This window comes from Candidatus Margulisiibacteriota bacterium, from assembly GCA_028706105.1.
Classification (GTDB): Bacteria; Margulisbacteria; Riflemargulisbacteria; order GWF2-35-9; family DYQY01; genus DYQY01.
Genome location: JAQWCF010000020.1, coordinates 1 through 21,328 on the forward strand (window position 1 = coordinate 1; position 21,328 = coordinate 21,328).

Annotated in this window: 27 protein-coding genes; 22 read left to right on the forward strand and 5 right to left on the reverse strand. The window is 34.4% G+C overall.

Going from position 1 to position 21,328, the window contains the following annotated elements:
• Positions 1 to 128 precede the first annotated feature (128 nt).
• The 14 genes from PHF25_03285 to PHF25_03350 all read left to right on the forward strand — a co-directional run bounded on the left by PHF25_03285 (position 129) and on the right by PHF25_03350 (position 8,090).
• A complete protein-coding gene (locus PHF25_03285; GenBank protein ID MDD4527044.1) occupies positions 129 to 326 on the forward strand; it encodes a thymidylate synthase in 198 nt (65 codons plus the stop codon).
• 91 nt (positions 327 to 417) lie between these two features.
• Positions 418 to 1,272 carry a DNA damage-inducible protein D gene (gene dinD / locus PHF25_03290; GenBank protein MDD4527045.1) on the forward strand — a complete coding sequence of 285 codons (855 nt, stop codon included), beginning with the start codon at positions 418 to 420 and terminating at the stop codon, positions 1,270 to 1,272.
• A 92-nt stretch (positions 1,273 to 1,364) separates the two neighbouring features.
• Positions 1,365 to 1,604, forward strand: a complete 240-nt coding sequence (locus PHF25_03295) for a hypothetical protein (GenBank protein ID MDD4527046.1) — start codon at positions 1,365 to 1,367, stop codon at positions 1,602 to 1,604.
• Between the two features lie 44 nt (positions 1,605 to 1,648).
• On the forward strand, positions 1,649 to 1,810 hold the full coding sequence (locus tag PHF25_03300) for a hypothetical protein (protein ID MDD4527047.1): 162 nt from the start codon (positions 1,649 to 1,651) through the stop codon (positions 1,808 to 1,810).
• 94 nt (positions 1,811 to 1,904) lie between these two features.
• Positions 1,905 to 2,048 (forward strand): hypothetical protein, encoded by a 144-nt coding sequence (locus PHF25_03305; protein ID MDD4527048.1) that lies wholly within the window; start codon positions 1,905 to 1,907, stop codon positions 2,046 to 2,048.
• Between the two features lie 3 nt (positions 2,049 to 2,051).
• Positions 2,052 to 2,228 carry a hypothetical protein gene (locus tag PHF25_03310; GenBank protein ID MDD4527049.1) on the forward strand — a complete coding sequence of 59 codons (177 nt, stop codon included), beginning with the start codon at positions 2,052 to 2,054 and terminating at the stop codon, positions 2,226 to 2,228.
• Positions 2,221 to 2,559 carry a hypothetical protein gene (locus tag PHF25_03315; protein ID MDD4527050.1) on the forward strand — a complete coding sequence of 113 codons (339 nt, stop codon included), beginning with the start codon at positions 2,221 to 2,223 and terminating at the stop codon, positions 2,557 to 2,559. Before PHF25_03310 ends, PHF25_03315 begins: the two co-directional genes overlap by 8 nt.
• Before the next feature lie 62 nt (positions 2,560 to 2,621).
• Positions 2,622 to 3,674, forward strand: coding sequence for a hypothetical protein (locus PHF25_03320; GenBank protein ID MDD4527051.1), 1,053 nt, complete (start codon positions 2,622 to 2,624; stop codon positions 3,672 to 3,674).
• 171 nt (positions 3,675 to 3,845) lie between these two features.
• Positions 3,846 to 4,379, forward strand: coding sequence for an HD domain-containing protein (locus PHF25_03325; protein MDD4527052.1), 534 nt, complete (start codon positions 3,846 to 3,848; stop codon positions 4,377 to 4,379).
• Complete coding sequence (locus PHF25_03330; GenBank protein MDD4527053.1) at positions 4,355 to 5,359, forward strand: WYL domain-containing transcriptional regulator; 1,005 nt, start codon at positions 4,355 to 4,357, stop codon at positions 5,357 to 5,359. The genes PHF25_03325 and PHF25_03330 overlap by 25 nt, the downstream gene beginning before the upstream one ends.
• 42 nt (positions 5,360 to 5,401) lie before the next feature.
• Positions 5,402 to 6,025 (forward strand): plasmid pRiA4b ORF-3 family protein, encoded by a 624-nt coding sequence (locus tag PHF25_03335; protein MDD4527054.1) that lies wholly within the window; start codon positions 5,402 to 5,404, stop codon positions 6,023 to 6,025.
• Between the two features lie 105 nt (positions 6,026 to 6,130).
• Positions 6,131 to 6,880 carry an endonuclease/exonuclease/phosphatase family protein gene (locus tag PHF25_03340; protein ID MDD4527055.1) on the forward strand — a complete coding sequence of 250 codons (750 nt, stop codon included), beginning with the start codon at positions 6,131 to 6,133 and terminating at the stop codon, positions 6,878 to 6,880.
• A 60-nt stretch (positions 6,881 to 6,940) separates the two neighbouring features.
• A complete protein-coding gene (locus tag PHF25_03345; protein ID MDD4527056.1) occupies positions 6,941 to 7,516 on the forward strand; it encodes a hypothetical protein in 576 nt (191 codons plus the stop codon).
• Between the two features lie 49 nt (positions 7,517 to 7,565).
• Entirely contained in the window at positions 7,566 to 8,090 is a 525-nt protein-coding gene (locus PHF25_03350) for a peptidylprolyl isomerase (GenBank protein MDD4527057.1), read from the forward strand.
• A gap of 26 nt (positions 8,091 to 8,116) precedes the next feature.
• Here PHF25_03350 and PHF25_03355 read toward each other — a convergent pair whose 3' ends face one another.
• The gene (locus tag PHF25_03355; GenBank protein ID MDD4527058.1) at positions 8,117 to 9,028 is read right to left on the reverse strand and encodes a class A beta-lactamase-related serine hydrolase; all 912 of its coding nucleotides are present in this window, start codon (positions 9,026 to 9,028) and stop codon (positions 8,117 to 8,119) included.
• Between the two features lie 161 nt (positions 9,029 to 9,189).
• Here PHF25_03355 and PHF25_03360 point away from each other — a divergent pair, with 161 nt between their 5' ends.
• Positions 9,190 to 9,900, forward strand: coding sequence for a DNA alkylation repair protein (locus PHF25_03360; protein MDD4527059.1), 711 nt, complete (start codon positions 9,190 to 9,192; stop codon positions 9,898 to 9,900).
• 43 nt (positions 9,901 to 9,943) lie between these two features.
• Here the strand turns inward: PHF25_03360 and PHF25_03365 are convergent, their stop codons facing one another.
• The 4 genes from PHF25_03365 to PHF25_03380 all read right to left on the reverse strand — a co-directional run bounded on the left by PHF25_03365 (position 9,944) and on the right by PHF25_03380 (position 13,852).
• Positions 9,944 to 11,392, reverse strand: coding sequence for a FapA family protein (locus PHF25_03365; GenBank protein ID MDD4527060.1), 1,449 nt, complete (start codon positions 11,390 to 11,392; stop codon positions 9,944 to 9,946).
• Between the two features lie 93 nt (positions 11,393 to 11,485).
• Complete coding sequence (yihA, locus tag PHF25_03370) at positions 11,486 to 12,052, reverse strand: ribosome biogenesis GTP-binding protein YihA/YsxC (protein MDD4527061.1); 567 nt, start codon at positions 12,050 to 12,052, stop codon at positions 11,486 to 11,488.
• A 39-nt stretch (positions 12,053 to 12,091) separates the two neighbouring features.
• On the reverse strand, positions 12,092 to 13,051 hold the full coding sequence (locus PHF25_03375; GenBank protein MDD4527062.1) for a serine/threonine protein kinase: 960 nt from the start codon (positions 13,049 to 13,051) through the stop codon (positions 12,092 to 12,094).
• Between the two features lie 21 nt (positions 13,052 to 13,072).
• Positions 13,073 to 13,852: a glycosyltransferase family 2 protein gene (locus tag PHF25_03380; GenBank protein ID MDD4527063.1), complete on the reverse strand. Its 780-nt coding sequence runs from the start codon at positions 13,850 to 13,852 to the stop codon at positions 13,073 to 13,075.
• A gap of 136 nt (positions 13,853 to 13,988) precedes the next feature.
• Here PHF25_03380 and crtI point away from each other — a divergent pair, with 136 nt between their 5' ends.
• The 7 genes from crtI to PHF25_03415 all read left to right on the forward strand — a co-directional run bounded on the left by crtI (position 13,989) and on the right by PHF25_03415 (position 21,328).
• Positions 13,989 to 15,494 (forward strand): phytoene desaturase family protein, encoded by a 1,506-nt coding sequence (crtI, locus tag PHF25_03385; protein MDD4527064.1) that lies wholly within the window; start codon positions 13,989 to 13,991, stop codon positions 15,492 to 15,494.
• Positions 15,495 to 15,579: 85 nt separating this feature from the next.
• Positions 15,580 to 15,759 carry a tautomerase family protein gene (locus PHF25_03390; protein MDD4527065.1) on the forward strand — a complete coding sequence of 60 codons (180 nt, stop codon included), beginning with the start codon at positions 15,580 to 15,582 and terminating at the stop codon, positions 15,757 to 15,759.
• Positions 15,756 to 18,437 (forward strand): DNA polymerase I, encoded by a 2,682-nt coding sequence (polA, locus tag PHF25_03395; protein MDD4527066.1) that lies wholly within the window; start codon positions 15,756 to 15,758, stop codon positions 18,435 to 18,437. Before PHF25_03390 ends, polA begins: the two co-directional genes overlap by 4 nt.
• A 77-nt stretch (positions 18,438 to 18,514) precedes the next feature.
• Positions 18,515 to 19,228: a UMP kinase gene (gene pyrH / locus PHF25_03400; protein MDD4527067.1), complete on the forward strand. Its 714-nt coding sequence runs from the start codon at positions 18,515 to 18,517 to the stop codon at positions 19,226 to 19,228.
• Positions 19,229 to 19,239: 11 nt separating this feature from the next.
• The gene (gene frr, locus PHF25_03405; protein ID MDD4527068.1) at positions 19,240 to 19,773 is read left to right on the forward strand and encodes a ribosome recycling factor; all 534 of its coding nucleotides are present in this window, start codon (positions 19,240 to 19,242) and stop codon (positions 19,771 to 19,773) included.
• A complete protein-coding gene (locus PHF25_03410) occupies positions 19,773 to 20,459 on the forward strand; it encodes an isoprenyl transferase (protein MDD4527069.1) in 687 nt (228 codons plus the stop codon). Before frr ends, PHF25_03410 begins: the two co-directional genes overlap by 1 nt.
• Complete coding sequence (locus PHF25_03415) at positions 20,459 to 21,328, forward strand: phosphatidate cytidylyltransferase (protein MDD4527070.1); 870 nt, start codon at positions 20,459 to 20,461, stop codon at positions 21,326 to 21,328. The genes PHF25_03410 and PHF25_03415 overlap by 1 nt, the downstream gene beginning before the upstream one ends.

Genomic DNA, 21,328 nt, shown 5'->3' on the forward strand with positions numbered 1-21,328 from the left:
ATTAATTTATTGAGTGTTTTTTTATCCATAATATTTAAAGTTTACGTGAAATATTATAATTCTTCCAGAGCCCTTTTGTTTATTGGCTTTTTCTAAATTATTGCAACTTATTTAAGAAAGAACCTAAATTGGTTGGTTTTTTAGCAGATGCACATATTTATTGTAATCATGTGGATGGACTTAAAGAACAGCTCCAACGTGACGTAAAGCCTTTGCCAAAACTTGTTACTAATAAATTTACATCTATTTATAATTGGGAATACACAGATTCTATAGTAGAGAATTATGAGCATTACCCACGCATTCATTTTGAAATAGCTGTATAAAACCTTCGCTGCGTATCGACCAAACTTGTATTTTAAGCAAATGGTTAGTAAAATTCAGACAAACTAGTTTTTAATAAATAGGGGTTAAAGTATGAGCGAGCTAAAAGCACAAGAATATATAACCTTTGAAACCATTAAACATGTTTCAGAAGAAGCCGGTGAGTTTTGGTTTGCTCGTGAATTAGCAGTAGCTCTTGAATATGTTCAGTGGCGTAATTTTGCTAAAGTATTAGAACGTGCAAAACTGTCTTGTAAAAATAGTGGATATGAAATTAGTGACCATTTTGCTGAGGTCAGCAAAATCGTAGAAGCTGGTGCTACATCAAAACCTGTTTTAGATTACAAACTTTCTCGTTATGCCTGTTATTTGATTGTGCAAAACGGTGACCCACGCAAAGAAGTTATTGCTTTAGGGCAAACTTACTTTGCAATACAAACCAGAAGACAAGAAGTAGCTGATTATTTTAATCAGTTGGACGAAGATAATAAGCGATTAGTTATTAGAGGTGATATTAAACAATGGAATCAAATGCTTGCAGAGTCAGCGCATATTGCGGGCGTTGTAACAGATGAAGAGTATGCTATATTTCAAAATTCTGGTTATATGGGACTTTATGGTGGATTAAAGGTTGAGGATATACATAGAAAAAAAAATTTAAAGCAAAGCGAACGTATTCTTGATTTTATGAGCAGTACAGAGCTGATTGCTAATTTGTTTAGAATATCTCAAACAGAAGAAAAATTAAAAAAGGATAAAACAGCTACGGCAGATGATGCCAATGAAGTTCATTTTATTGTAGGTAGAGAAGTTCGTAAAACTATTGAGCGTGTTGGAGGTACAATGCCAGAAGAATTACCAACGCCTAATAAAAGCATTAGCATTATTGAACGTGAACAATTAAAGAAACTTAAAAATCCAATAAAAAAACTAATGTTGGACGAATAAACTTTTAGAATAATCCTTTTTTAATTAATTTTCACCCTACGACAATAGCTGTCATACTGGCAGTGTTATCTTAATAATAGGAGGAACTGACTATGCAAAAAACATTTACTAAAAAAGAACAAAATGAATTTAAGAAATTATTATCAGTTCTTGAGAATGAACAGATAAAAAATATTAAGATATCGTTTGATGGAGGGCTAACACTTGGAGAAACCAATGAGTTTGTTCAGGTAGTTTCAGGAGATTTTGAGATTAGTATGGATTTTAATGAAAATGCCTTTTCAGAGAACATTACTATTAGCTGGGAAGAATTTATTTCTATACGACAATAGCTGTCATAGTGGCAGTGGTATCCTTAAAACCAAGGAGGTTACAAATGATGCGTGAATTTCTTAACCTAATGGATAGGCTTAATTTTTGGGATTTTGTTAGGCTAATTATTTTTGGTTTATTTATATATGCCATTGGAATATTAGCAATACCGATGCTCTTTGTGCTTTTTAGTAATAGTATCAAATTCATCAATAAGAGAAGATAACTCAACCAAATAATAATTTTCCACACCAACGACACTAAGTGTCATAGTGACCATGTTATGTTATTTATATATGTACTAAGGAGGTAGAAAAATTATGAATATATATAAACTAGATTTCTGGCAGACAACAAAGCTAATTTTTTCAGTGTCGTTTATCTTAATATTGCCTTTTTTGTTAATACCAATGCTTTTAGTGGGACTTGATGATTTAGTGAATAAGGGTAGAAGAAGAAGGTAACTGATGGATAACTTGACTGCTTATTTAGCTTATAACTTTGTAATGAATGATCAGATTGATGTAACAGAAGAAGCTATAGTCGAAGATGCAATTTTATTAAATGTAGAAGATTTTGAAATTAGCAAAGAAGAGGATGATGAGTATTGGGATAATGATAAAAGCGAGGAAGATAGTGACTAGAGAAGTTCTAATAATTAACGCCAACGCAACTATAAACGAGGAACTAAAAAGCTTTTTAACAGACAAGGGATTTAAATTAGACCTATGGGAATCCATATATGATGACACCCTTTCAGAGGAAGACACCTATGATGACTTTTGTGGGCTATTACGCGATACTGAAGCCTTATTCGCAATAATTGATCCTCTAACTAAGGGTAAGGAATGGGACGAATATTGGGATAACCTTAAAGAAACAGGAAATCCAAACAAAATAAAAATATTCCGGTTAGATAGATATTCAGTTGAAGAGTTACTAGAAACACTCACGTATTGGTATGACTTGGAGTAACTTATGGTCTGGCTTTATAGGTTTATTATCTATAAAATAGAAAGAAAAGGAAGTGGAATTGTATGTTGCTAAAAGTAAATCCAGAGAATCAAAAAATGAAAAAGATAACAGGTAAAAAATTAAGTGAATTAATTGATATAAAGAATTTAAACACAAAGGAAAATCAAGTTGAAAGGTATTTTCAAAAAATATTATATAATCATTTTGACGAACTATTTTCCAATGGAAATTTATTAAAAATATTCGAATCTAGACGTGGTCCAGAAGAACCAGATTTATTAGCGATAGATTCAAAAGGTAAATTATATATTTTTGAATTAAAAATATGGGAATCTAATGATGAAAACATTTTACAAGCATTACGTTATGGTCAAATATTTGGCCAACATAACTATGATGACTTAGATAAACGCTATAGGACAGAGCATATGAATCAAACTCTTGAAAATGCATTTATTCAACAATTTGGTAAAAAAATAGATGTTGATATTAAAAAAGAAGAAATAAATGCAAAACAAGTTTTTGTAATTATAACAAATGGTATTGATGTAAAAACAAGACAAGCAATTAACTATTGGAGTAATTATGGGCTTGAGGTAAAAGCATGGCTGTATAGAGTGTACCCTCCTATGGATGACTCAAAGCAATTCCTGCTTGAAATGAATCCGTTTAATATTGAGGATGATCCATTTGAAGATGTTTCAGATGATTGTTATATTTTAAATACTAATTATCGTAATTCTCCAAAAGATGATGAGCGTATGATAGAGAGACAAGAAGCAGCAGCATTTTTTGAACCATGGAAATATAAAATAGAGAAAATAAAGCCAGGTAGTAAAGTTTTCTTGTATAGATCAGGCGTAGGAATAGTTGCATTTGGCACGACAAGTGGGAAAGTCCAGAAAAAAAAATATCATAACGAAGAAGAGTACATTAATGAAGATTATAGTGTGAAATTAAACTTTTTTACACTTGTGAATCCAGCGATATCCGCATCTAAGATAAAAGAAATTACAGGAAATAATTATAGATTTATTGGGACATTGTTTTCTATAACAAAAGACTCAGCGGAAAAAATTATTGAGGCTATAAATAATAAAGATTATGGCGAATAACACTATAACGGCTGGTCTAGAGAGTTAACTCAAAATATTCTAACTGTACCTAGCTATTAAATAATTTTCCACCCACGACAACAGCTGTCGCACTGCCCGTGTTATGCTAATAAGAAAAGGGAGTAAAAAATGAAAAATCTATTATCAAAAATTATTAACCGTAAGGAACAAGTGGAAAATTTCTTCAAGTTTCTAGAAACAGAAACCAGTTGGCTTACTGCACCTGCAAGTACTCGGTTTCATTTATGCAAAGAAGGTGGGCTTATTGAGCATTCCGTTGGTGTTGCTAACACGCTTCTTAAACTTAAAGCCACAATGGCCCCACAGATAAGTGACGAAAGTTGTGTAATAGTTGCGCTGTTCCATGACCTTGGAAAAACAGGGTTTCCTGGTACTCCCTATTATTTACCGAATACAGACGAGTGGCAAAAGAAAAACCGTGGAATACACTATATTACTAACCCTGATTGCGTCACGATGAGCATTGGTGTGCAAAGCCTACATTTGATCTCTCAACATGTTCAATTGTTTCCAGAAGAAGTACAGGCGATTGCCTCGCAGGATGGGCTTTATCCAACCTATGGTGGCGTTATTAATCTGGAATATCGTATGAACGAAACACCGCTTACTTTGCTGCTACAATTTGCAGACAAATGGACTGCTGCGATTCAGGAAGATGAATGGAAGATCCAAGAACGGAATTAACAATGATGAATAACCCAAACCTAGACCGCCACGTATTAGTAAGAATGGTTCAGATTGACCGTCAAATAAGAGACGGGAAATACCCTAATGCTAATACTTTAGCAAAGGAATTTGAACTTAGTCCCCGCACCATGCAACGCGACATTGAAGCACTTCGAGATTTTCTTTGTGCTGACATCCAATATGATGCTGTTAAAAAAGGTTATTATTATCCTCCGGGAACTCCGGAAGTTATGCCTGGGTTAAAGCTGTCAGATGAAGAGCGTTTTATCTTATATTTATCAGAAATAGCCCTACCAGAAATCCAGCCTGGCACACAAAAGACTTTTACTAAGCTACTCCAAAAGCTCTATCTTGCAGATGAAATGATTAATTCAGAAGAAGGTTTATCCAGCCATCTATCCTTTGATTTTGGTAAAGGGAAAAAGGCAAGCGGAGAGAAAGCTTTCCTTGCACTAAGAGAAGCTATTAATAAAAAGGTATCAGTGAAAATGACCTATTATACTGCTTGGGGCAAAGAAAGAAGTGAACGCGTATTTGATCCTTACCATATCCGTTGGACCTCTTCCAGCTGGTTGGTGATAGGTTACTGTCATCTTCGTAAAAAGTTGCGTATATTTGCCATTTCCAATATCGAGAAAATAGAGCCAACTAAAGAAAAATTTACTATACCAAAAGATTTCACACCTGAAGATTTTATTGGCAATGCTTGGGGCATCATCAAAGGTGAGCCAACTTGTATTAAGTTATGTTTCTCAGATGAAATAGCAGAATGGATTGCTCAACGTAAATGGCATAAAACACAAGAAATAGTCTTTAATAAAGATGGCTCCATGAACCTCTCTTTAACTGTAGATGGACTTTCTGAAATAATCCCTTGGATACTTGGCTGGGGTAAAGATGTTACGGTCTTAGAACCACCAGAGCTAATAGAGGTGATCAAAGATAGAGCTAAGAAGATTTTGGGGAATTATGATTAAATTTTGTATAATTAAAGTAATAATAATGGAGGTTAACAATAAATGAGTGCAAAAATAATAATATTACAAAATAACGACAAAACTGTATATCAATTAAAAATTACTCTGCGAGGTGTAACACCTCCAATTTGGAGAAGAATACAAATAAAAAGTAATTCCACTCTTTATACTCTACACAATACTATTCAAGAAGCTATGGTCTGGACCAATTCTCATCTTCATGATTTTAGTAAAGACGGAAAATATTATGGCATGGTTGAAGAAGGCATTGAATTAGCAGAGGGTACTTTAAATGAAAGAAAACATATTATAGCTGATGTCCTAAAATCAGAGGGAGATGTGCTGAATTATATCTATGATTTTGGAGACGGATGGCGACATGAGATTGCTTTAGAAAAAATATTGAAGGCAGAAGAGCAGATTAATTACCCTATTTGTATTGCTGGTAAAAGAAGTTGTCCTATCGAAGATTCTGGTGGGTCTTATGGTTATATGGAAATGTTGAAGGTTTTGTCAGATCCTAAACATGAAGAATATGAAGAATGCGTTGACTGGGCAGGGGAAGATTATGATCCGGAGTATTTTAATAAAGATGAAATTAATGAAATATTGCTGGAAATTTCAAAAAACCCAAACTACGTATCAGGATTCGGAGAAGAACTTTAATTTGATGTCTTTATTCTAGAACAATTGAGCATTTAGGCTTCTTCACTTTTTACTTGAAACCAAATACAAGGTACTAATTTTGGCAAATGAGTTTATACTTATCAAATGAAATATAGTTTAATGCTTTATAATATTCGTTATGGAACAGGCCGTGGATGGAAGTTTCATGCACCTTTTCCTTTTAGTGGGTTTTTTAGACGAACTCGCCACAATATTGGTAAGATTTCTACATTCATAAATGAAGTGAATCCAGACATTGTCGGGTTGATAGAAGTAGACGGAGGTTCTTATCGTCATTATGGTGAGAATCAGGCAGAATGTGTTGCAAAAAAATTAGGATATAAATTTAACTACAATTCAAAATATCGCCAGGGTTCTAGAACTGGCATGATTCCTCTAATGACTAATCAGGGGAATTCTTTCCTGACAAAACAGAAAATCAAAAGCACAAAGTTGCATTATTTTGATAAAGGCGTAAAACGACTCGTTGTGGAATTGGAATTAGAGGATGTTGTGATATTTTTAGTGCACTTATCTTTATTTTATAAAAATAGGCAACGACAGTTAGCTAGTTTATTGAAAATAGTAGAAACAGCCAGCAAGCCAGTTATTGTAGCAGGTGATTTTAATATGTTCAGAGGTGAAGGCGAGATAAAGGAATTTCTGGATTTATCAGGATTAAAGAATATGAATACGAAGAAGCAGTTGACTTACCCGAGCAAGAAACCAGCGAAGCAGCTAGATTTCATGCTACACAGCCCACAAATAAAAGTCAATTTTTTTAAGGTTTGCAAGGAAGCATTATTCTCGGACCATTTACCACTATGCTGTGAATTTGAGGTTAATTACAGCTAAACTTCCCTAAATAAGAAAAAGTTTAGTGAGCTATTGTTGTTATTTAGTCGATATATATATATGAATAAAAAAATTATAGCTATAAGACCTTGGGAAAGCCCTAGATTTGATAGATTTATTGAAGACTTTAATCAAGAACTAAATTTTTTTCATAGAGAATTAGAGAAGTGCTTAATAGCAACAAAAGAAGAATATAATATTAAGTACAATCAACTTGTTAATTTGTACGAGAACCCTAAGTTAGAAAACATAAAAAAACTATTAGACTCTTTGTCTGAAAAAGATTTGGATTTTCACGGTCCTAGGCACATGAGCAAAGAGGGATTTACCGAACATTTTGTATGTGATTGTCATTTTGGAATAGCAGAATTTAGATGTCTTGCTAAACATATTAAATTATATTGGGGTGAGCTTTCTGTGGAACAGCAAGAACAGTTTGTTGAGTTTTTAATCAAGAAAACTAACGATACGTTAGGCTCAGCTGCGGAATGTGTAACTACTCTTTTGAAAGGATTGGTAGAATTGTTCATTGAATTTGTTCCTGATTTGGATGAGACGTTACAACTTAAAATAGAAGAGAATATAGAAACTAGAAGAAGGTATTATAAAACACATAAGTCACAGTATTGGGATTGATAGGGAATTTTTATTGTTTTATTTGCCACTGCTTGCTAAAATATCCGTTATGAAAAGACCCAAAGGAACAATTCGAGCAACAATCAAAACTAGTAAGGGGGCTATTCGTTTAGACTTATTTCTAGACAAGACACCTTTTACTGTCTCCAATTTTGTGAATCTTGCGAATAGAGGTTATTATGATGGACTTAAGTTTCATCGGGTTATTGATGATTTTATGATTCAAGGCGGATGTCCATTAGGGACTGGTACCGGTGGTCCAGGATATAACTTTCAAGATGAGTTTTGTGCTGAGCTAAAGCATGATCAGCCAGGTGTTTTGTCTATGGCAAATTCAGGTCCAAGCACAAATGGAAGCCAGTTTTTTATCACACATGGAAAAACTCCTTGGTTAGATGGAAAACATACGGTTTTTGGGAAAGTTGTTGCGAAGAAAGATCAAGAAGTTGTTAACAAAATAACTCAAGGTGACAAGATAGAATCTATTAAGATTACAGGAACGCTGGAAAATCTTCCAGAAGAAGTGAGTATTCAAATAGATTGCTGGAACGATTTGTTAGACGAAAACAAATAAATAATATTTTTCAAAAAAATTTCAAGTTAAGAAATTAAGGCAGACTTACTGCTTGCTATAATATGGTTTCTTACATCATAAATTACTTTGGATAGCGACCCAATCATTACACTTCCACCTGAATTTGATGGTAAGCCTTTGCTGAAAATAGAGATAATATATGGTTTATTATTTGCATAGATAATACCGACATCATTTCTGACAAAATCAAGAGAACCTGTTTTGTTGGCAATAGTTACATTCGGAAGAAATCTAGCGATGCCCCATTTATGTCTTTGTGCTTTCATGACAGCTAACATTTCGGTTGAAGCTTTTGCGTTTACTAATTGTCCTTTGTACATTTTGTCCATTAGCTTGAGCATATCTTCTGGACTAGTAACGTTATGTTTTCCGTCTTCCTTGCAGAGCATGGTAGGGTCCTTCAAAACAGTACGATAAATACCACATCTTCTCATATAAGAGTTGATGTTTTTTATCCCCAGTTTTTCTACAAGCATGTAAGTAGCGGTGTTGTCACTGTCTGTGATCATTAAATCAATCAATCTTCTGATAGTGAAAATTTCGCCATCCTTGTGGTATTGAAGGCTACCTGAGCCAGTAAGCTTAAAACGTTTACTGAGTCTCATTTTATCGTCTAAGGAAATAACGCCTAAGGCATCTTGGTGGTAGGCTTCAATCATGACTGGAATTTTCATTACGCTAGCTGGATGAAAAGCCATGTTTCCATTTAGTGAAAAGGTTTCACCTGAATTTAAGTCTTTGATAGCTATTCCAACAACACCGTTGGGCAGAGCGTATTTGCTTACTTCTTTTTTTATGCCTTCCATCGATTCAGCAATCCATTGTGGATTTTTTTGAACATTAGACTTGAATTCATAGACTGGACTTGCAAAAGTCCAGCAGAGCAGAAGAATGATTAATAAAATTAGTTTTTTCATAATTTCATCCTAATAATAAGACATAAAAGAAAATTTGTGTGCAAAGAAATTCTAGTCCTCATGTATGTTTGATATTTTAATAACTTATTCAAAAAATTCAAGGAGCAATACATATTCAAGCGATATATTATTAATCGGTTTTGTTGTAATATTTGAACAAGATGAATAGCTTACAAGAGTTAAAAATAGAGCTTAAGCAACAAGCAAATGCCGAAAAGGCATTAATTTATAAAAGTTTTTTTAAAACAGCACCGGGTCAGTATGGGGAGGGAGATATATTTGTAGGAGTTACCTCTCCAATTTTGCATAAAATAGCTAAGAGTTATCAAGATTTATCGCTGGAGGATTGTTCTGAATTATTAAGCTCAAGTATTCATGAAGAGAGAATGCTTGCTGTTTTTATTTTGACAGAACAGTTTCAGAAAGCAAAAAAAGAATTATTTAAAAAGGAAATTATTGACTGTTATTTAAAAAATATAAAAGGTATCAATAGTTGGGATTTAGTTGATTTGTCAGCGCCCAAACTGCTTGGTCCCTATCTTTGGGAGAAAAATAAACAGTTGCTTTATGAGTGGGCGAAAACGGAAGATTTGTGGAAACAGAGGATCGCAATAATAAGCACCTTTTATTTTATCAGGAAAAAATCTTATTCTGATGCCTTGGTGATTGCAGATATTTTATTGAATCATAAGCACGACCTAATACATAAAGCAGTTGGTTGGATGCTTCGAGAAATAGGTAAACGCGACAAGCAAAGCGAAGATGATTTTCTTTATTCTAGATATCAAGAGATGCCACGAACAATGTTACGGTATGCTATAGAAAAACATCCAGAGCAAGAGAGGCAAAAGTATTTAAAGAACGAGATATAGTGGTTGAATTTTAAGAGAAGTATATTAAAGAGAGACGTTGTCCTTAAGTTCTTTCATTGTTTTCTTCTTCTTTCTCTATATTTTCTTCCTCTTCTTTAAGTGAATAAATTTGTATTTCGTTGTTAAAAGCAGTGAACTTAATGTTGGCGAGGGCATTTTTTATAATTATGCGTGAATTATTGATAGTTATGAATGTTTTTGGAAAAACTGTTCCATAAACGTAAAGCTCTGGAGATGCTCCAAATTTCAATGATGTACTTATTTCTTCTTTTTCCTTTTGTTGATCTTTCAATTCTTGTTGCATTTTTTCTCTTCTATCAAGCATTTGCTTATAGGTATTGAGAGCTTTGTAAGATTGTTCGTTCATGTTATTTGTAAAGTTTTTATTTTTAATTAATTTTTCTAATTTTTTGAAGGCAGCATACCCATTGCTTAGTTCTTTATTATGCTCTTTGCGGGTTGTTTCTATTTCTTTTAATCGCTCTAATCTTTCGGTCATATTGTTAAGGATGACTTCTGTTTTGGTTTCGTTTTCACAACCAAGAATAAAGGTTTCGATAAGGTTTGTAGCCTTGAGCTTCCCGCCAAGAATTAATCCTTCATTTTGATTACATAAAATAGAATTATTAACAGAAATTTGAGCGTTAATGATATGTCTATGAATTGTTAGACTATCCCCTGCTTCTGCAGCCCCACCATCAATAAAAGGGATGGTAATATTACCTCCGGCTATAAGAGAACCTTCTTCACCAAGAATTTTACCGCCGACACAAACGATACTTCCTTTTGCACAGACTTTTGCTTGATGAACAGATCCACGGATTTCTAAATTTTTTTCGGTGTTTACAGAAAAGCCTGAATTTATATCTCCAAGCACTAATACGTCTCCTGGGTAATCAATGTTCCCAGTGGACAAGTCGATGTTTTTAACTTCAAACAAAGATAAGATACTTAGCTTATTATTTTTTAGAATAGGATGCCCTGATTTTAATGACCTAAAAAAAAGGTCATCTTCAGAATATTGTATTGTCGCATCAGCAAAAAGTGGGACAAACTTTCCTTCAATCGCTGGAATGGTTTCCCCAGTAACAGTTGTTCCCTCAATTCCCGGAGTAGGAGGGATCATTTTTGCTATTTTATCACCTTCAAGAACATGTTCAATTGGACCTTTATTGTAGTAATCGAGAGAATCATCTTCTCGCCTTAAGGGTTCTCTTTCTATAAAAGGAGTTGTGTTGAAATAAAAAACAGTGCTTGAGTCACTTCCGTTTTCTGCGGGAATCCCTTGTGCTATTAGGTGTTTAAGTGATTTGTGATCCTGTGATGACAAGAGGGTTAGAGCCTCTTCTTTAATTCCAAAAGTAATATTATGGGCTTGTAGTAAGTTTTTTATGCTTTCCTCGTCTATAGGATCATGTATATCTTGAAGAACGATGAATGCTTCTAGTTTATCATCGGAAATCTTAATGGTTGGTGTATGGGTTTGATCCATTATAGTGTTTCCTTAATGGTTAGCATACTTTCTATAGTAAATAATTTGCCATAGAAATACAAGACAGCTAGCTATTGAGATTAGTAGTATTTTTTAAAATATTTCTTTGTATAACTCATAAATACCTTGTTTTTTTTCGGAAGAAAAGGGAATGACCTTGTTTTTCCCTGCAAATTCTTCAACTTTTCTAAGTTTTTTTACGAATTCAGATTGTTTTATTTTGTCAATTTTATTGGCAAGAACAATAATATTTCTGTTGCTTTCCTTAAAGTAATTTAACATGGCCACATCGCTTTCAGTTGGACCAACATGCGCATCTACAATTAGAACAACTACTTTTGGTTCGTAACCAGAGGCATCAAAGTACCAATTTATTAGGTCTCCAATGCTTGTTCTGATAGACTTGGATGTTTTCGTAAAGCCATAGCCGGGTAAATCTACAAAATAAGTAGAATCATTGATTAAAAAAATATTGATTTGCTGAGTTCGACCAGGATAGGAACTAGTTTTAGCCAGATTCTTATTATTGGTAAGAGCATTAATTGCACTGGACTTGCCTACATTTGATCTTCCAATAAAAGCAATTTGAGGAATCTCCTGCCTTAAGGTGCTTCCTTGTTGGGTCATTCCTGTTATAAACTGAGTTTTTTTAATTTGCATAAGGGCATCATACCAGATATCAAGAGCAGATAAAATTACTTATTCTTCGTAGTCATAAACGTTTTCTTGTATTTCACGTATTAATTGGTTCCAGTATTGAGTGGACCCCCAGTCTGGGAAATGTTTTTTAAAACTGGCATCGTTAGATTGTAATGCACACCAGCTTGCAAAATGAATCATTCTCATGACTTTTAATATGGGTATTAATTGTAGTGACTGGAGGTTAAAGGAGCTGAAAGTTTCATATCCGTCGATAAACCAGTTGATTTCTTTGTCGCATTGGTTGACGTTGCCTGGTAAAAGCATCCAAAGATCTTGGACTGCTGGTCCTATACACATATCGTCAAAATCAACGAGATATATTCCTTCCTCTGGTCGATGAATGAGGTTCCCAAGGTGACAATCGCCATGTATTAGAAAAAGAGGTTCTTGTTTGAATAATAGTGATGCCTTTTGCATAAAAAAATCAGCAACTCTTTCGATGGAGACCATGTAATCTATTGGGATAAAGTCGTTTGTTAATAAGTAGTTTAAACTTTTCTTAGTTGCCTTTTCAGGTGTCCAGATAATGCGCTTTGAATGCTGGATGGGTTTTCCTATTAAATGTATTCTTCCAAGAAGCCTCCCCACTAGAGTCCAGCTATCTTGGTTAAGTTCGTCTATGGCTCTTCCGCCTTTTTTGGGAAAAATGGTAAAGTTGATGTCATTAAAATTAAAAAGAGTTTGTTTGTTAAAAATAAGTGGCACAATAACAGGTAGCTCGGCACTAGCTAATTCAAACAAGAAGTTATGTTCTTCTTGAATCATTTGCTTAGTCCAACGTCCTGGTCTATAGAATTTTACAATTAATTTTTGGTTACTTTGTTTAACAGTTAGCTCATAAACTCGGTTCACGTAGCTATTACGTTGAATGACAAGATTGGATAGTTTTAAGCCAGTAACTTTTTCTGTTTCAGTAAGAATTGAGTCAAAAGTTAAGGTATTCCATGGATCTTGCATACCAGACATTATAGCATTAGGTTAAGTGTTTGGTGTTGGGGGAGTTAAGCTGTATTGGCCTTGCAATCTGTTAATAAGAAGAATCCCCAGTGTTTTTATGAAACGGAAGCTTTCTTTTACTGGATCAACCTTGCTTCCAGCTTGGTCTTCCCAAACAATTGGAACTTCAACTACAAGTTGGTGATAGAGTTTTGCTAGGTATAAGATTTCTAAATCAAAAGAAAAGCCATCTATTGTTTGTTTTGGGAAGACTAGCTCGGAAAATTCTTTTGTAAACATTTTGAATCCACATTGAGTATCACGAATACCTGGCAGGATAGTGTTTCTTGTAAGTGCTCTTAAGGTGTTGCCGGTTATTTTTCTATGGAAGGGTTGAGGACTTTTTATTATTGAACCAGGTAGCGCTCTAGAGCCAATACTGCCGTCTGCCGAAAATTTTTGAAGTGCTATATAGAGCTTTAGTGTTTCATGAATATCTGTGGATCCATCGGCATCCGTGAATAGCCGTAATTCGGATGTTGATGTTAGCATGCCTCTGTTTACTGAAAACCCTTTTCCTCTATTTTTATGAGTTAGGCAAGAAACTGGAGAGCGGCTAGTTCTTTTGAAGCAGGTAACTACTTGTTTTGTGTTATCAGATGATCCATCATTTACAATAATCATTTCACTGTTTGGTGCGTATTGATTTAAAAAATCATCTATCCTTATTAAGTTTTCCTCTATTCTTACCTCTTCATTATAGGCGGGGATGATTATGCTTAAGCTTTGGGTTATTATAGACGCAACGATTTTATAGTTCATAAACATATATCGTGTGTCGTGTCCATTTGTTGCACCATTTTTTTGTTTCTACAATTTTTTGAAGACTTAGCGTCTATAGAATTATGTTTCAAATAGGGTTATTATTGAGGTAGTTAGATTAAGAAGGAGCCGTTATTTGAGCGAGAAGGTTATTATTGTTGGTGGAGGCATTGGCGGGCTGGCAATGTCTTGTCTATTAGCGAAAAAAGGCTACGAGGTTGCTCTTTATGAGAAAGAAGAGCGCTTAGGTGGTAAATGCAATTTGCTTCAAGACAAAGGCTATTCTTTTGATATGGGTCCTTCTCGTTATTGGATGCCTGAGGTATTTGAACATTTTTTTAAGTTATTAGGAGAGAATATTGAGGATCATTTACATTTAGTTAAATTGGAGCCATCCTTTAGAGTTTTTTTTGATTCAGATAAGAAATGCCATAAAGATATTTTTACGAATAGGGAAAAACTAAAGGAAGTTTTTGAGCATTTTGAGGTTGGAAGTTTTGCCAAACTTGAAGAGTATTTAGAAAATGCGAAAGAGAAATATGGTATCGCAATGGAAGAGTTTATGTATCGTAATTATGACAGCTTATTAGATTTTTTGAATTTTAATATGTTGAAAAATATTAGTAAGTTTTCTCTTTTTGCATCTATGGATAGTTATGTTAGAAAATTTTTTAAGAACAGAGATTTAAGAAAACTATTAGAATATCAATTGATTTTTTTAGGTGGCTCTCCCCATAACACTCCTGCTTTATATCAAATTATGTCTCATGTGGATTTTAATCAGGGGGTTTATTATCCGATGGGAGGGATGTACAAACTTGTTGAGGCATTGGAAAGGATAGGGCGAGGATTAGGGGTCAATTATTACTTGGGAGCTTCGGTTGAAGAAATAATTATTGAAAATGGATATGCTCAAGGGGTTCGGTTAGATAATGGGCACTTCATAAGAGCTGACGAGGTGGTGTGCAATGCAGATATGGCATTTGTAGAAACCACCCTTATTAAAAAGAAATATCAAACTTATCCAAAAAAATATTGGGAGAAGAAGATTATTGGTCCATCGGGGCTTATTTTGTATTTAGGCGTAGATGGAGAAATTCCAGAGCTAATCCATCATAATTTTTATTTTGCCTTTGATTGGGAAAAGAACTTTGAGCAGATGCTGAAAAGACCAATTTGGCCTATGGACCCCTCTTTTTATGTTTTTAACTCAACAAAAATAGATGAGGAGATGGCTCCAGTAGGAAAAGAGAATTTGGTTGTGTTTGTGCCGATTGCTTCAGGTATGATTTATAGCAAAGGACAGGTTAAGGCTTATGCTGAGACTATCATTAACACAATTGAGGATAAGATGGGTGTTAAGAATTTATCTAAGAGAATAGAGTTTCAGAAAATTTTTAGTATTGAAGAGTTTAAGAAGAAATACAATAGTTATAAAGGCACCGCTCTTGGTTTGTCGCATACTTTATTTCAAACAGCCGTGCTGCGACCTAGAAATGTAAGCAAGAAAGTGAAAAATTTGTATTATGTAGGAGCGAATACTAATCCCGGCATAGGTCTACCAATGTGTGTTATTAGTGCTGAGTTAGCTTATAAAAGGATGCGAGGCATCAAGGCCAACGGAAAACTAAAAGCATTATAATTTATTTTTTTAAATAAATTCACGAAGTCACGGCGAGGAACAAACGACGCTTAGTGGTATAATATTTTAAAAAGGAGAGATTATTATGCCATATGTAAACATTAGAGTAGCTGGGAAGCTTTCAAAAAAACAAAAACAAAAAATTTCCAAGGATGTCTGTAATTCATTAGAAAAGAATGCTGGTAAGGCAAAAGATTCTGTCCTTATTTTTTTTGATGAAGTAGCACCAGAAAATATAGCTAAAGGCGATAAATTATTAGCGTGAAGAAAGCTCTCTTAATTGATGGACACAGTTTAGCCTATCGTGCTTTTTTTGCAGTTGGTGGATTGACCACAAAAGAAGGACAGCCAACAAATGCTTTATTTGGTTTTGTTAGCATGGTTTTGCAGATAATTAAGAATTATTCCCCAGAGCAGATATATGTTGCCTTTGATTTGCCACAACCAACGTTTAGACATGAAATGTATAAAGAATATAAGGCCAATAGAGAGAAGCCACCAGAAGAATTTATTAGTCAGATTCCAATTATCAAGGAGTTTGTGCAGGAATTAGGCTTAAATATGGTGCAACAACCAGGCTTTGAAGCCGATGATGTCATAGGTTCTTTAGCAAAGAAACTGAGTAGAGAAGGAATTAGTCCCTATATAGTTACTGGAGATAAAGATTCTTTTCAATTGGTTACTGATGATATTCACGTTCTTTTAACTAAGAAGGGAATTTCTGAGATAGAAGAGTATGGTCCAGAGCAAGTGTTTGAGAGATATGGCTTAACTGTTGAGCAGATGATAGACATGAAGGCCTTGATGGGAGACAACTCAGATAATATTCCGGGAGTTAAGGGTATTGGCGAAAAGACAGCTATAAAATTACTTCAAGATTATAAAACAATAGAAGGAGTATATGAAAACATTAGCAAGATTCAAGGTAAGTTGCAGGAGAAGCTTATTCAGGACAAAGATAAGGCTTTTCTTAGTAAAGAGCTAGTGACAATCAATACTGTGTTAGAGGTTGAGACACAAGCTGTTGACACTGTTATGGATAATGAGAAGTTATTAGAGTTTTTTAAGAAGTATGAATTAAATAGTTTAATCAAGCGATTCCTTGGTGTTGAAAAAGTTGTGAGAGACGTTCAAATGATTAGTTTTGAGGTAGTGGATAGCGAGGAGAAACTTATTAGAGTTGTTGACTTATTATCAAGCCAGCAAGAGATTGGACTATATTGTGAGTATGACGACAGAACCAATGAGTTAGTTGCAATTAGTTTTTCCACACAAGACGGAAAATGCTTTGTTGTTCCTCTTGCTTTTGCTTGTGGAAATCTTTCTTCAACTGAACATGATTCTTTCGGACCAATGTTTGCTATGGAAAAACCAACGACTACCGCTAGTCTTCAAGGACTGTTTGCATTAAAAGCACATAAAAATATTAGTGATGTTAAGAGATTAATACGTTATTTAGATAGCGAAGGATTAGTTTTATTAGGAACTTATGATGATATTTTGGTGATGGATTATTTGCTTGAGCCAGATAGAAGCAATAGAGAAGTTGAAAGGATGTTGAAAGTTTATTTTAGTGAAGAGCTAGAAACAAAGAAAGAATTACTATCCAAAAATAAGAAGTTTCACTTTTGTGAAATACCAGCCGAAAAAGCGCTGGAATATTTAGCAATAAGAGCCGCAGCAATACTAAGGCTTAAAACTAAATTGACCTCGTTGTTGAAAGAAGAGGATTTGTTATTTATTTATCAAGATATGGAATTACCGCTTATTGATATTTTGTTTAGGATGGAAAAAGAGGGCATCTTATTAGACAAAAAGTACCTCAAAGAAATGTCGCTAGAGTTACATAGTGAATTAAAGGTAATAGAGCAAGCTGTGTATTTATTAGCTGGCGAAGAATTTAATATTAATTCTAATAAGCAGTTACAAGAAATTCTTTTTGATAAGTTAAAGCTACCAACTTCTAAAAAAATTAAAACAGGTTACAGCACTAATATTGATGTCTTAGAAGAGCTGGCTAGTAAATATGAAATTGCAACAAAGCTAATTGAATATAGACAATTAAACAAACTACTGAACACATACGTTGATGCCTTACCAAAGTTAACTGATAGCTCTGACAGGCTACACACCACATTTAATGCTACTGTTGCTTCTACTGGTAGACTTAGTAGCAGTGACCCCAATTTACAAAATATTCCCATCAGGGGAGATTCTGGTAGCAAGGTAAGAGGAGCTTTTATTGCTAAACCAGGATATGTGTTGATAGTTGCAGATTATTCCCAGATAGAGCTTCGAATCCTGGCACATATTAGTAAAGACGAGAAGCTGATTGAGGCTTTTTTGAAAGGACAAGACATCCATAGCGCTACTGCTGCCTCAGTTTTTGGTGTTCCGCTTGAAGCTGTTACTAAAGAGCTGAGAGGTAAGGCGAAAGCAATTAATTTTGGATTAGCTTATGGAATGGGTGCCTTTAATATGGCAAATAGTTTAGGGATGGAGGTACATGAAGCACAACATCATATTGATGTTTATTTTAGTAATTTCCCTAATATTAAGAAATTTATGGATGAGGCGCCTCAGTTTGTCTTAGAAAATGGATACATTAAAACGTTATATGGTAGGAAAAGATATTTTAGAGATTTTGCTTCTCTTGGCAAGCGAGAACAAAATTCACAGATAAGGATGATCATTAATTACCCAATGCAAGGGTTAGCCGCTGATATTATTAAACTTGCCATGATTCAATTGGATAAGGAAATTAGTGGTTTTGAGGCAAAAGTGTTGTTGCAGGTACACGACGAGTTAATTGTTGAGGTTAAAGAAGCAGAAGCTGAACAATTGAAGAATGTTATCGTGAAAACAATGGAGAGTTCATATCAACTGGATGTTCAGTTGGTTGTAAATGCTTCAGTGGCGCATAATTGGTTGGAGGCAAAATAATCTGTCCTCTTTCCCTTTTTGGTATTTTTTGTAATAATTTTAGTTAAGCAAATTAATAAGCAAGGAGTTTTTAATAAATGACACATTTCAAAAGGGTTCTTTTAAAGTTGAGCGGAGAGGCATTTTTAGGCAATAGACAGTATGGAATAGATCCTGAGTTTTTAAAAGAATTAGCCGAAGAAATAAAATTTGTTAAAACAAATAAAGAAATAGAATTAGCTATAGTAATTGGTGGTGGGAATATTTTTAGAGGCCTTAGTGCTGCTTCAAATGGCATGAACAGGGTCACGGCTGATTATATGGGAATGTTAGCAACTGTTATGAATGCCTTAGCCTTGCAAGATGCTTTTGAAAGAGTTGGGATTGAGTCTAGAGTGCAAACTTCTTTTGATGTGAGAGAATTTGCGGAACCATTTATTCAACAGAAAGCGGTAAGACATCTAGAGAAAAATAGAGTAGTTATTTTTGCAGGTGGAACAGGAAATCCTTTTTTTACCACAGATACTGCTGCGGTTTTAAGGGCAATTGAAATAGACGCAGACCTCATTTTGAAAGCGACAAAAGTAGATGGTGTATACGATAAGGACCCTGCTGTTCACACCGATGCAAAAATGTTTAAAGAAATAACCTATATGGACGTGCTTACGAAAGATCTTCGAGTTATGGACTCAACAGCTATTTCGTTAAGTAAAGATAATAAATTGCCAATGAAGGTTTTCAATATGAGTACCAAGGGAAATATTAAAAGAATCCTGATGGGTGAAGATATTGGGACTAAGGTAAGGAACTAGGAGGAAAAAATATGAGCGAAATTAATCAACGTATGCAGAAAGCAATTGAAAGTTTATCCAACAACTTTGCAACAGTTAGAACAGGTAGGGCCAATCCAGACATTCTTAACAGGGTTGTTGTTGATGTGTATGGTGCTAGTTTGCCAATTAAACAAGTTGCTTCTATGCATGTGCAGGACTCTAATGTTATTGTGGTCACTCCTTTTGACCGAGGCACTCTTGCTGATGTAGAGAGGGCAATAGTTAAAGCTTCTTTGGGCTTGAATCCCAACAACGATGGTGTGAACATTCGTTTAGTAATACCTGCTTTAACTGAAGAAAGAAGACTAGAGTTAGATAAAGCTGTTAAGAAAATGGCAGAGGAAGCAAGAGTTGCTATTAGAAACATCAGAAGAGACCAACTTGAAAAAGTTAAAAAAGACGAAGAGCTGAGCGAAGATGCAAAGAAAAGACTAGAAAACGAGGTTCAAGTGGTTACGGATAAATTTATTAAAGAAGTGGAAGATTTACTTAAACATAAAGAGAAAGAAATAATGGAAATCTAATGTCTTTAGAAAATGTCCCACAACATATTGCTATCATTATGGATGGTAACGGTCGTTGGGCGAAAGAGAGAGGATTGCCAAGAACAGCTGGTCACAAAGAAGGTGCGGAGGCACTTAAAAGGACTATTACTGCTTGTAGCGAATTAGGTGTAAAGTATTTATCAGTGTACGCTTTTTCTACAGAGAACTGGAAACGACCAAAAGAAGAGGTCAATTTTCTCCAAACCCTTTTACAGCAAGTCTTAAGTAAAGAAGTGAATAAACTTTCCAAAAGAGGAGTAAAGTTAAGATTTTTAGGAGATATGTCTGCTTTTAATGAAAAATTGCGCCATAAAATTAAAGAAGCAGAAGAAAAAACATCCTCGAACACACAACATCAGCTAAACATCATGCTTAATTATGGCTCCAGAGACGAGATTGTGAAGGCAGTTAATTTTGCAATAAAAGAAGGAAAAGAATTAACAGTAGAAGGCTTTAATGGTTTATTATATACAGAAGGAATTCCTGATCCAGAGTTAATCATTAGAACTAGCGGAGAGCAGAGATTGAGTAATTTTTTGTTGTGGCAAGCGGCTTATTCTGAACTGTGGTTTACGGATGCTTATTGGCCAGACTTTAATAAAGAATTGCTTCAGCAAGCGATACATGATTATAGTCTTAGAGGCAGGAGATTTGGGGGAGTATAGTGATTCTTAAAAGAAAATTTTCTATCAAGAAGCTAGCGAAAAGAGCGTTAACGCTTGCGGTAACAGTCCCTTTTGTTGTTCTTATTATGGACCCGACTTTAGTAGTTAAGGACCCAATGTTTACTTATTATGCAGGTCTTCCTTTTTTAATTTTCGTTATAGCAATTGCCATCCTCATGCTCAACGAATTTTATCATATGGTAGATAATGAATTTGATGGAACCTTTTACTTAATAGGCCATGCTGTTGTTATTACTATAATTTTTTTAGGATTTTTTAAAGAACTTTCTTTTTTATGGAATAATTTAATATCTTTTGGTTTGTCCGTAGCAGTTGTGCTTATTTCTTTATATGAGTTGTATACAAAAAAACTACTTTTTTATAAACAGAAAGAATTAGTAAATTTTAGAGCAATACTTTATGTTGGTTGGTGTTTAGTTTTTCTTGTTTTAATTAGAAATTTTCATCATGGTAAAGCCTTGATTTCTTATTTTGCTTTTACTGTTTGGGCAATGGATATTTCAGCTTATATGATAGGAATGTTGCTTGGTAGGCATAAACTGTCAGACATTAGCCCCAAGAAATCCATAGAAGGAGCAGTCGCTGGCTTTCTGGCAGCAGTTATCACTTCGTGCGTTATTTTGTCTGGAATTGGTAGTATCCCAGCCATTCATAGTTTGATTTTAGGAGCAATAATTGGTGTTATTGGTCAAACAGGTGATTTGTATGAGTCTCTGATTAAAAGAACCTATGGGGTAAAAGACTCAAGTAATATCCTTCCCGGTCATGGTGGCATTTTAGACCGAGCCGATAGTTTTATTTTGTTAGCGCCAATTGTTTATTATTATCTTTTATTTATAGGATTATAA

Excerpts from the sequence above, each read along its gene's own strand:
- PHF25_03375 (MDD4527062.1), bottom strand. The coding sequence starts at position 13,051 with ATGCAAGATCCATGGAATACCTTAACTTTTGACTCAATTCTTACTGAA.
- dinD (MDD4527045.1), top strand. The coding sequence starts at position 418 with ATGAGCGAGCTAAAAGCACAAGAATATATAACCTTTGAAACCATTAAA.
- PHF25_03340 (MDD4527055.1), top strand. The coding sequence starts at position 6,131 with ATGAAATATAGTTTAATGCTTTATAATATTCGTTATGGAACAGGCCGT.
- PHF25_03320 (MDD4527051.1), top strand. The coding sequence starts at position 2,622 with ATGTTGCTAAAAGTAAATCCAGAGAATCAAAAAATGAAAAAGATAACA.
- PHF25_03355 (MDD4527058.1), bottom strand. The coding sequence starts at position 9,028 with ATGAAAAAACTAATTTTATTAATCATTCTTCTGCTCTGCTGGACTTTT.
- PHF25_03335 (MDD4527054.1), top strand. The coding sequence starts at position 5,402 with ATGAGTGCAAAAATAATAATATTACAAAATAACGACAAAACTGTATAT.
- PHF25_03360 (MDD4527059.1), top strand. The coding sequence starts at position 9,190 with ATGAATAGCTTACAAGAGTTAAAAATAGAGCTTAAGCAACAAGCAAAT.
- PHF25_03300 (MDD4527047.1), top strand. The coding sequence starts at position 1,649 with ATGATGCGTGAATTTCTTAACCTAATGGATAGGCTTAATTTTTGGGAT.
- PHF25_03310 (MDD4527049.1), top strand. The coding sequence starts at position 2,052 with ATGGATAACTTGACTGCTTATTTAGCTTATAACTTTGTAATGAATGAT.
- PHF25_03350 (MDD4527057.1), top strand. The coding sequence starts at position 7,566 with ATGAAAAGACCCAAAGGAACAATTCGAGCAACAATCAAAACTAGTAAG.
- PHF25_03410 (MDD4527069.1), top strand. The coding sequence starts at position 19,773 with ATGTCTTTAGAAAATGTCCCACAACATATTGCTATCATTATGGATGGT.
- yihA (MDD4527061.1), bottom strand. The coding sequence starts at position 12,052 with ATGCAAATTAAAAAAACTCAGTTTATAACAGGAATGACCCAACAAGGA.
- PHF25_03380 (MDD4527063.1), bottom strand. The coding sequence starts at position 13,852 with ATGAACTATAAAATCGTTGCGTCTATAATAACCCAAAGCTTAAGCATA.
- PHF25_03295 (MDD4527046.1), top strand. The coding sequence starts at position 1,365 with ATGCAAAAAACATTTACTAAAAAAGAACAAAATGAATTTAAGAAATTA.
- pyrH (MDD4527067.1), top strand. The coding sequence starts at position 18,515 with ATGACACATTTCAAAAGGGTTCTTTTAAAGTTGAGCGGAGAGGCATTT.
- PHF25_03345 (MDD4527056.1), top strand. The coding sequence starts at position 6,941 with ATGAATAAAAAAATTATAGCTATAAGACCTTGGGAAAGCCCTAGATTT.
- PHF25_03390 (MDD4527065.1), top strand. The coding sequence starts at position 15,580 with ATGCCATATGTAAACATTAGAGTAGCTGGGAAGCTTTCAAAAAAACAA.
- frr (MDD4527068.1), top strand. The coding sequence starts at position 19,240 with ATGAGCGAAATTAATCAACGTATGCAGAAAGCAATTGAAAGTTTATCC.
- PHF25_03330 (MDD4527053.1), top strand. The coding sequence starts at position 4,355 with ATGGAAGATCCAAGAACGGAATTAACAATGATGAATAACCCAAACCTA.
- PHF25_03365 (MDD4527060.1), bottom strand. The coding sequence starts at position 11,392 with ATGGATCAAACCCATACACCAACCATTAAGATTTCCGATGATAAACTA.
- PHF25_03305 (MDD4527048.1), top strand. The coding sequence starts at position 1,905 with ATGAATATATATAAACTAGATTTCTGGCAGACAACAAAGCTAATTTTT.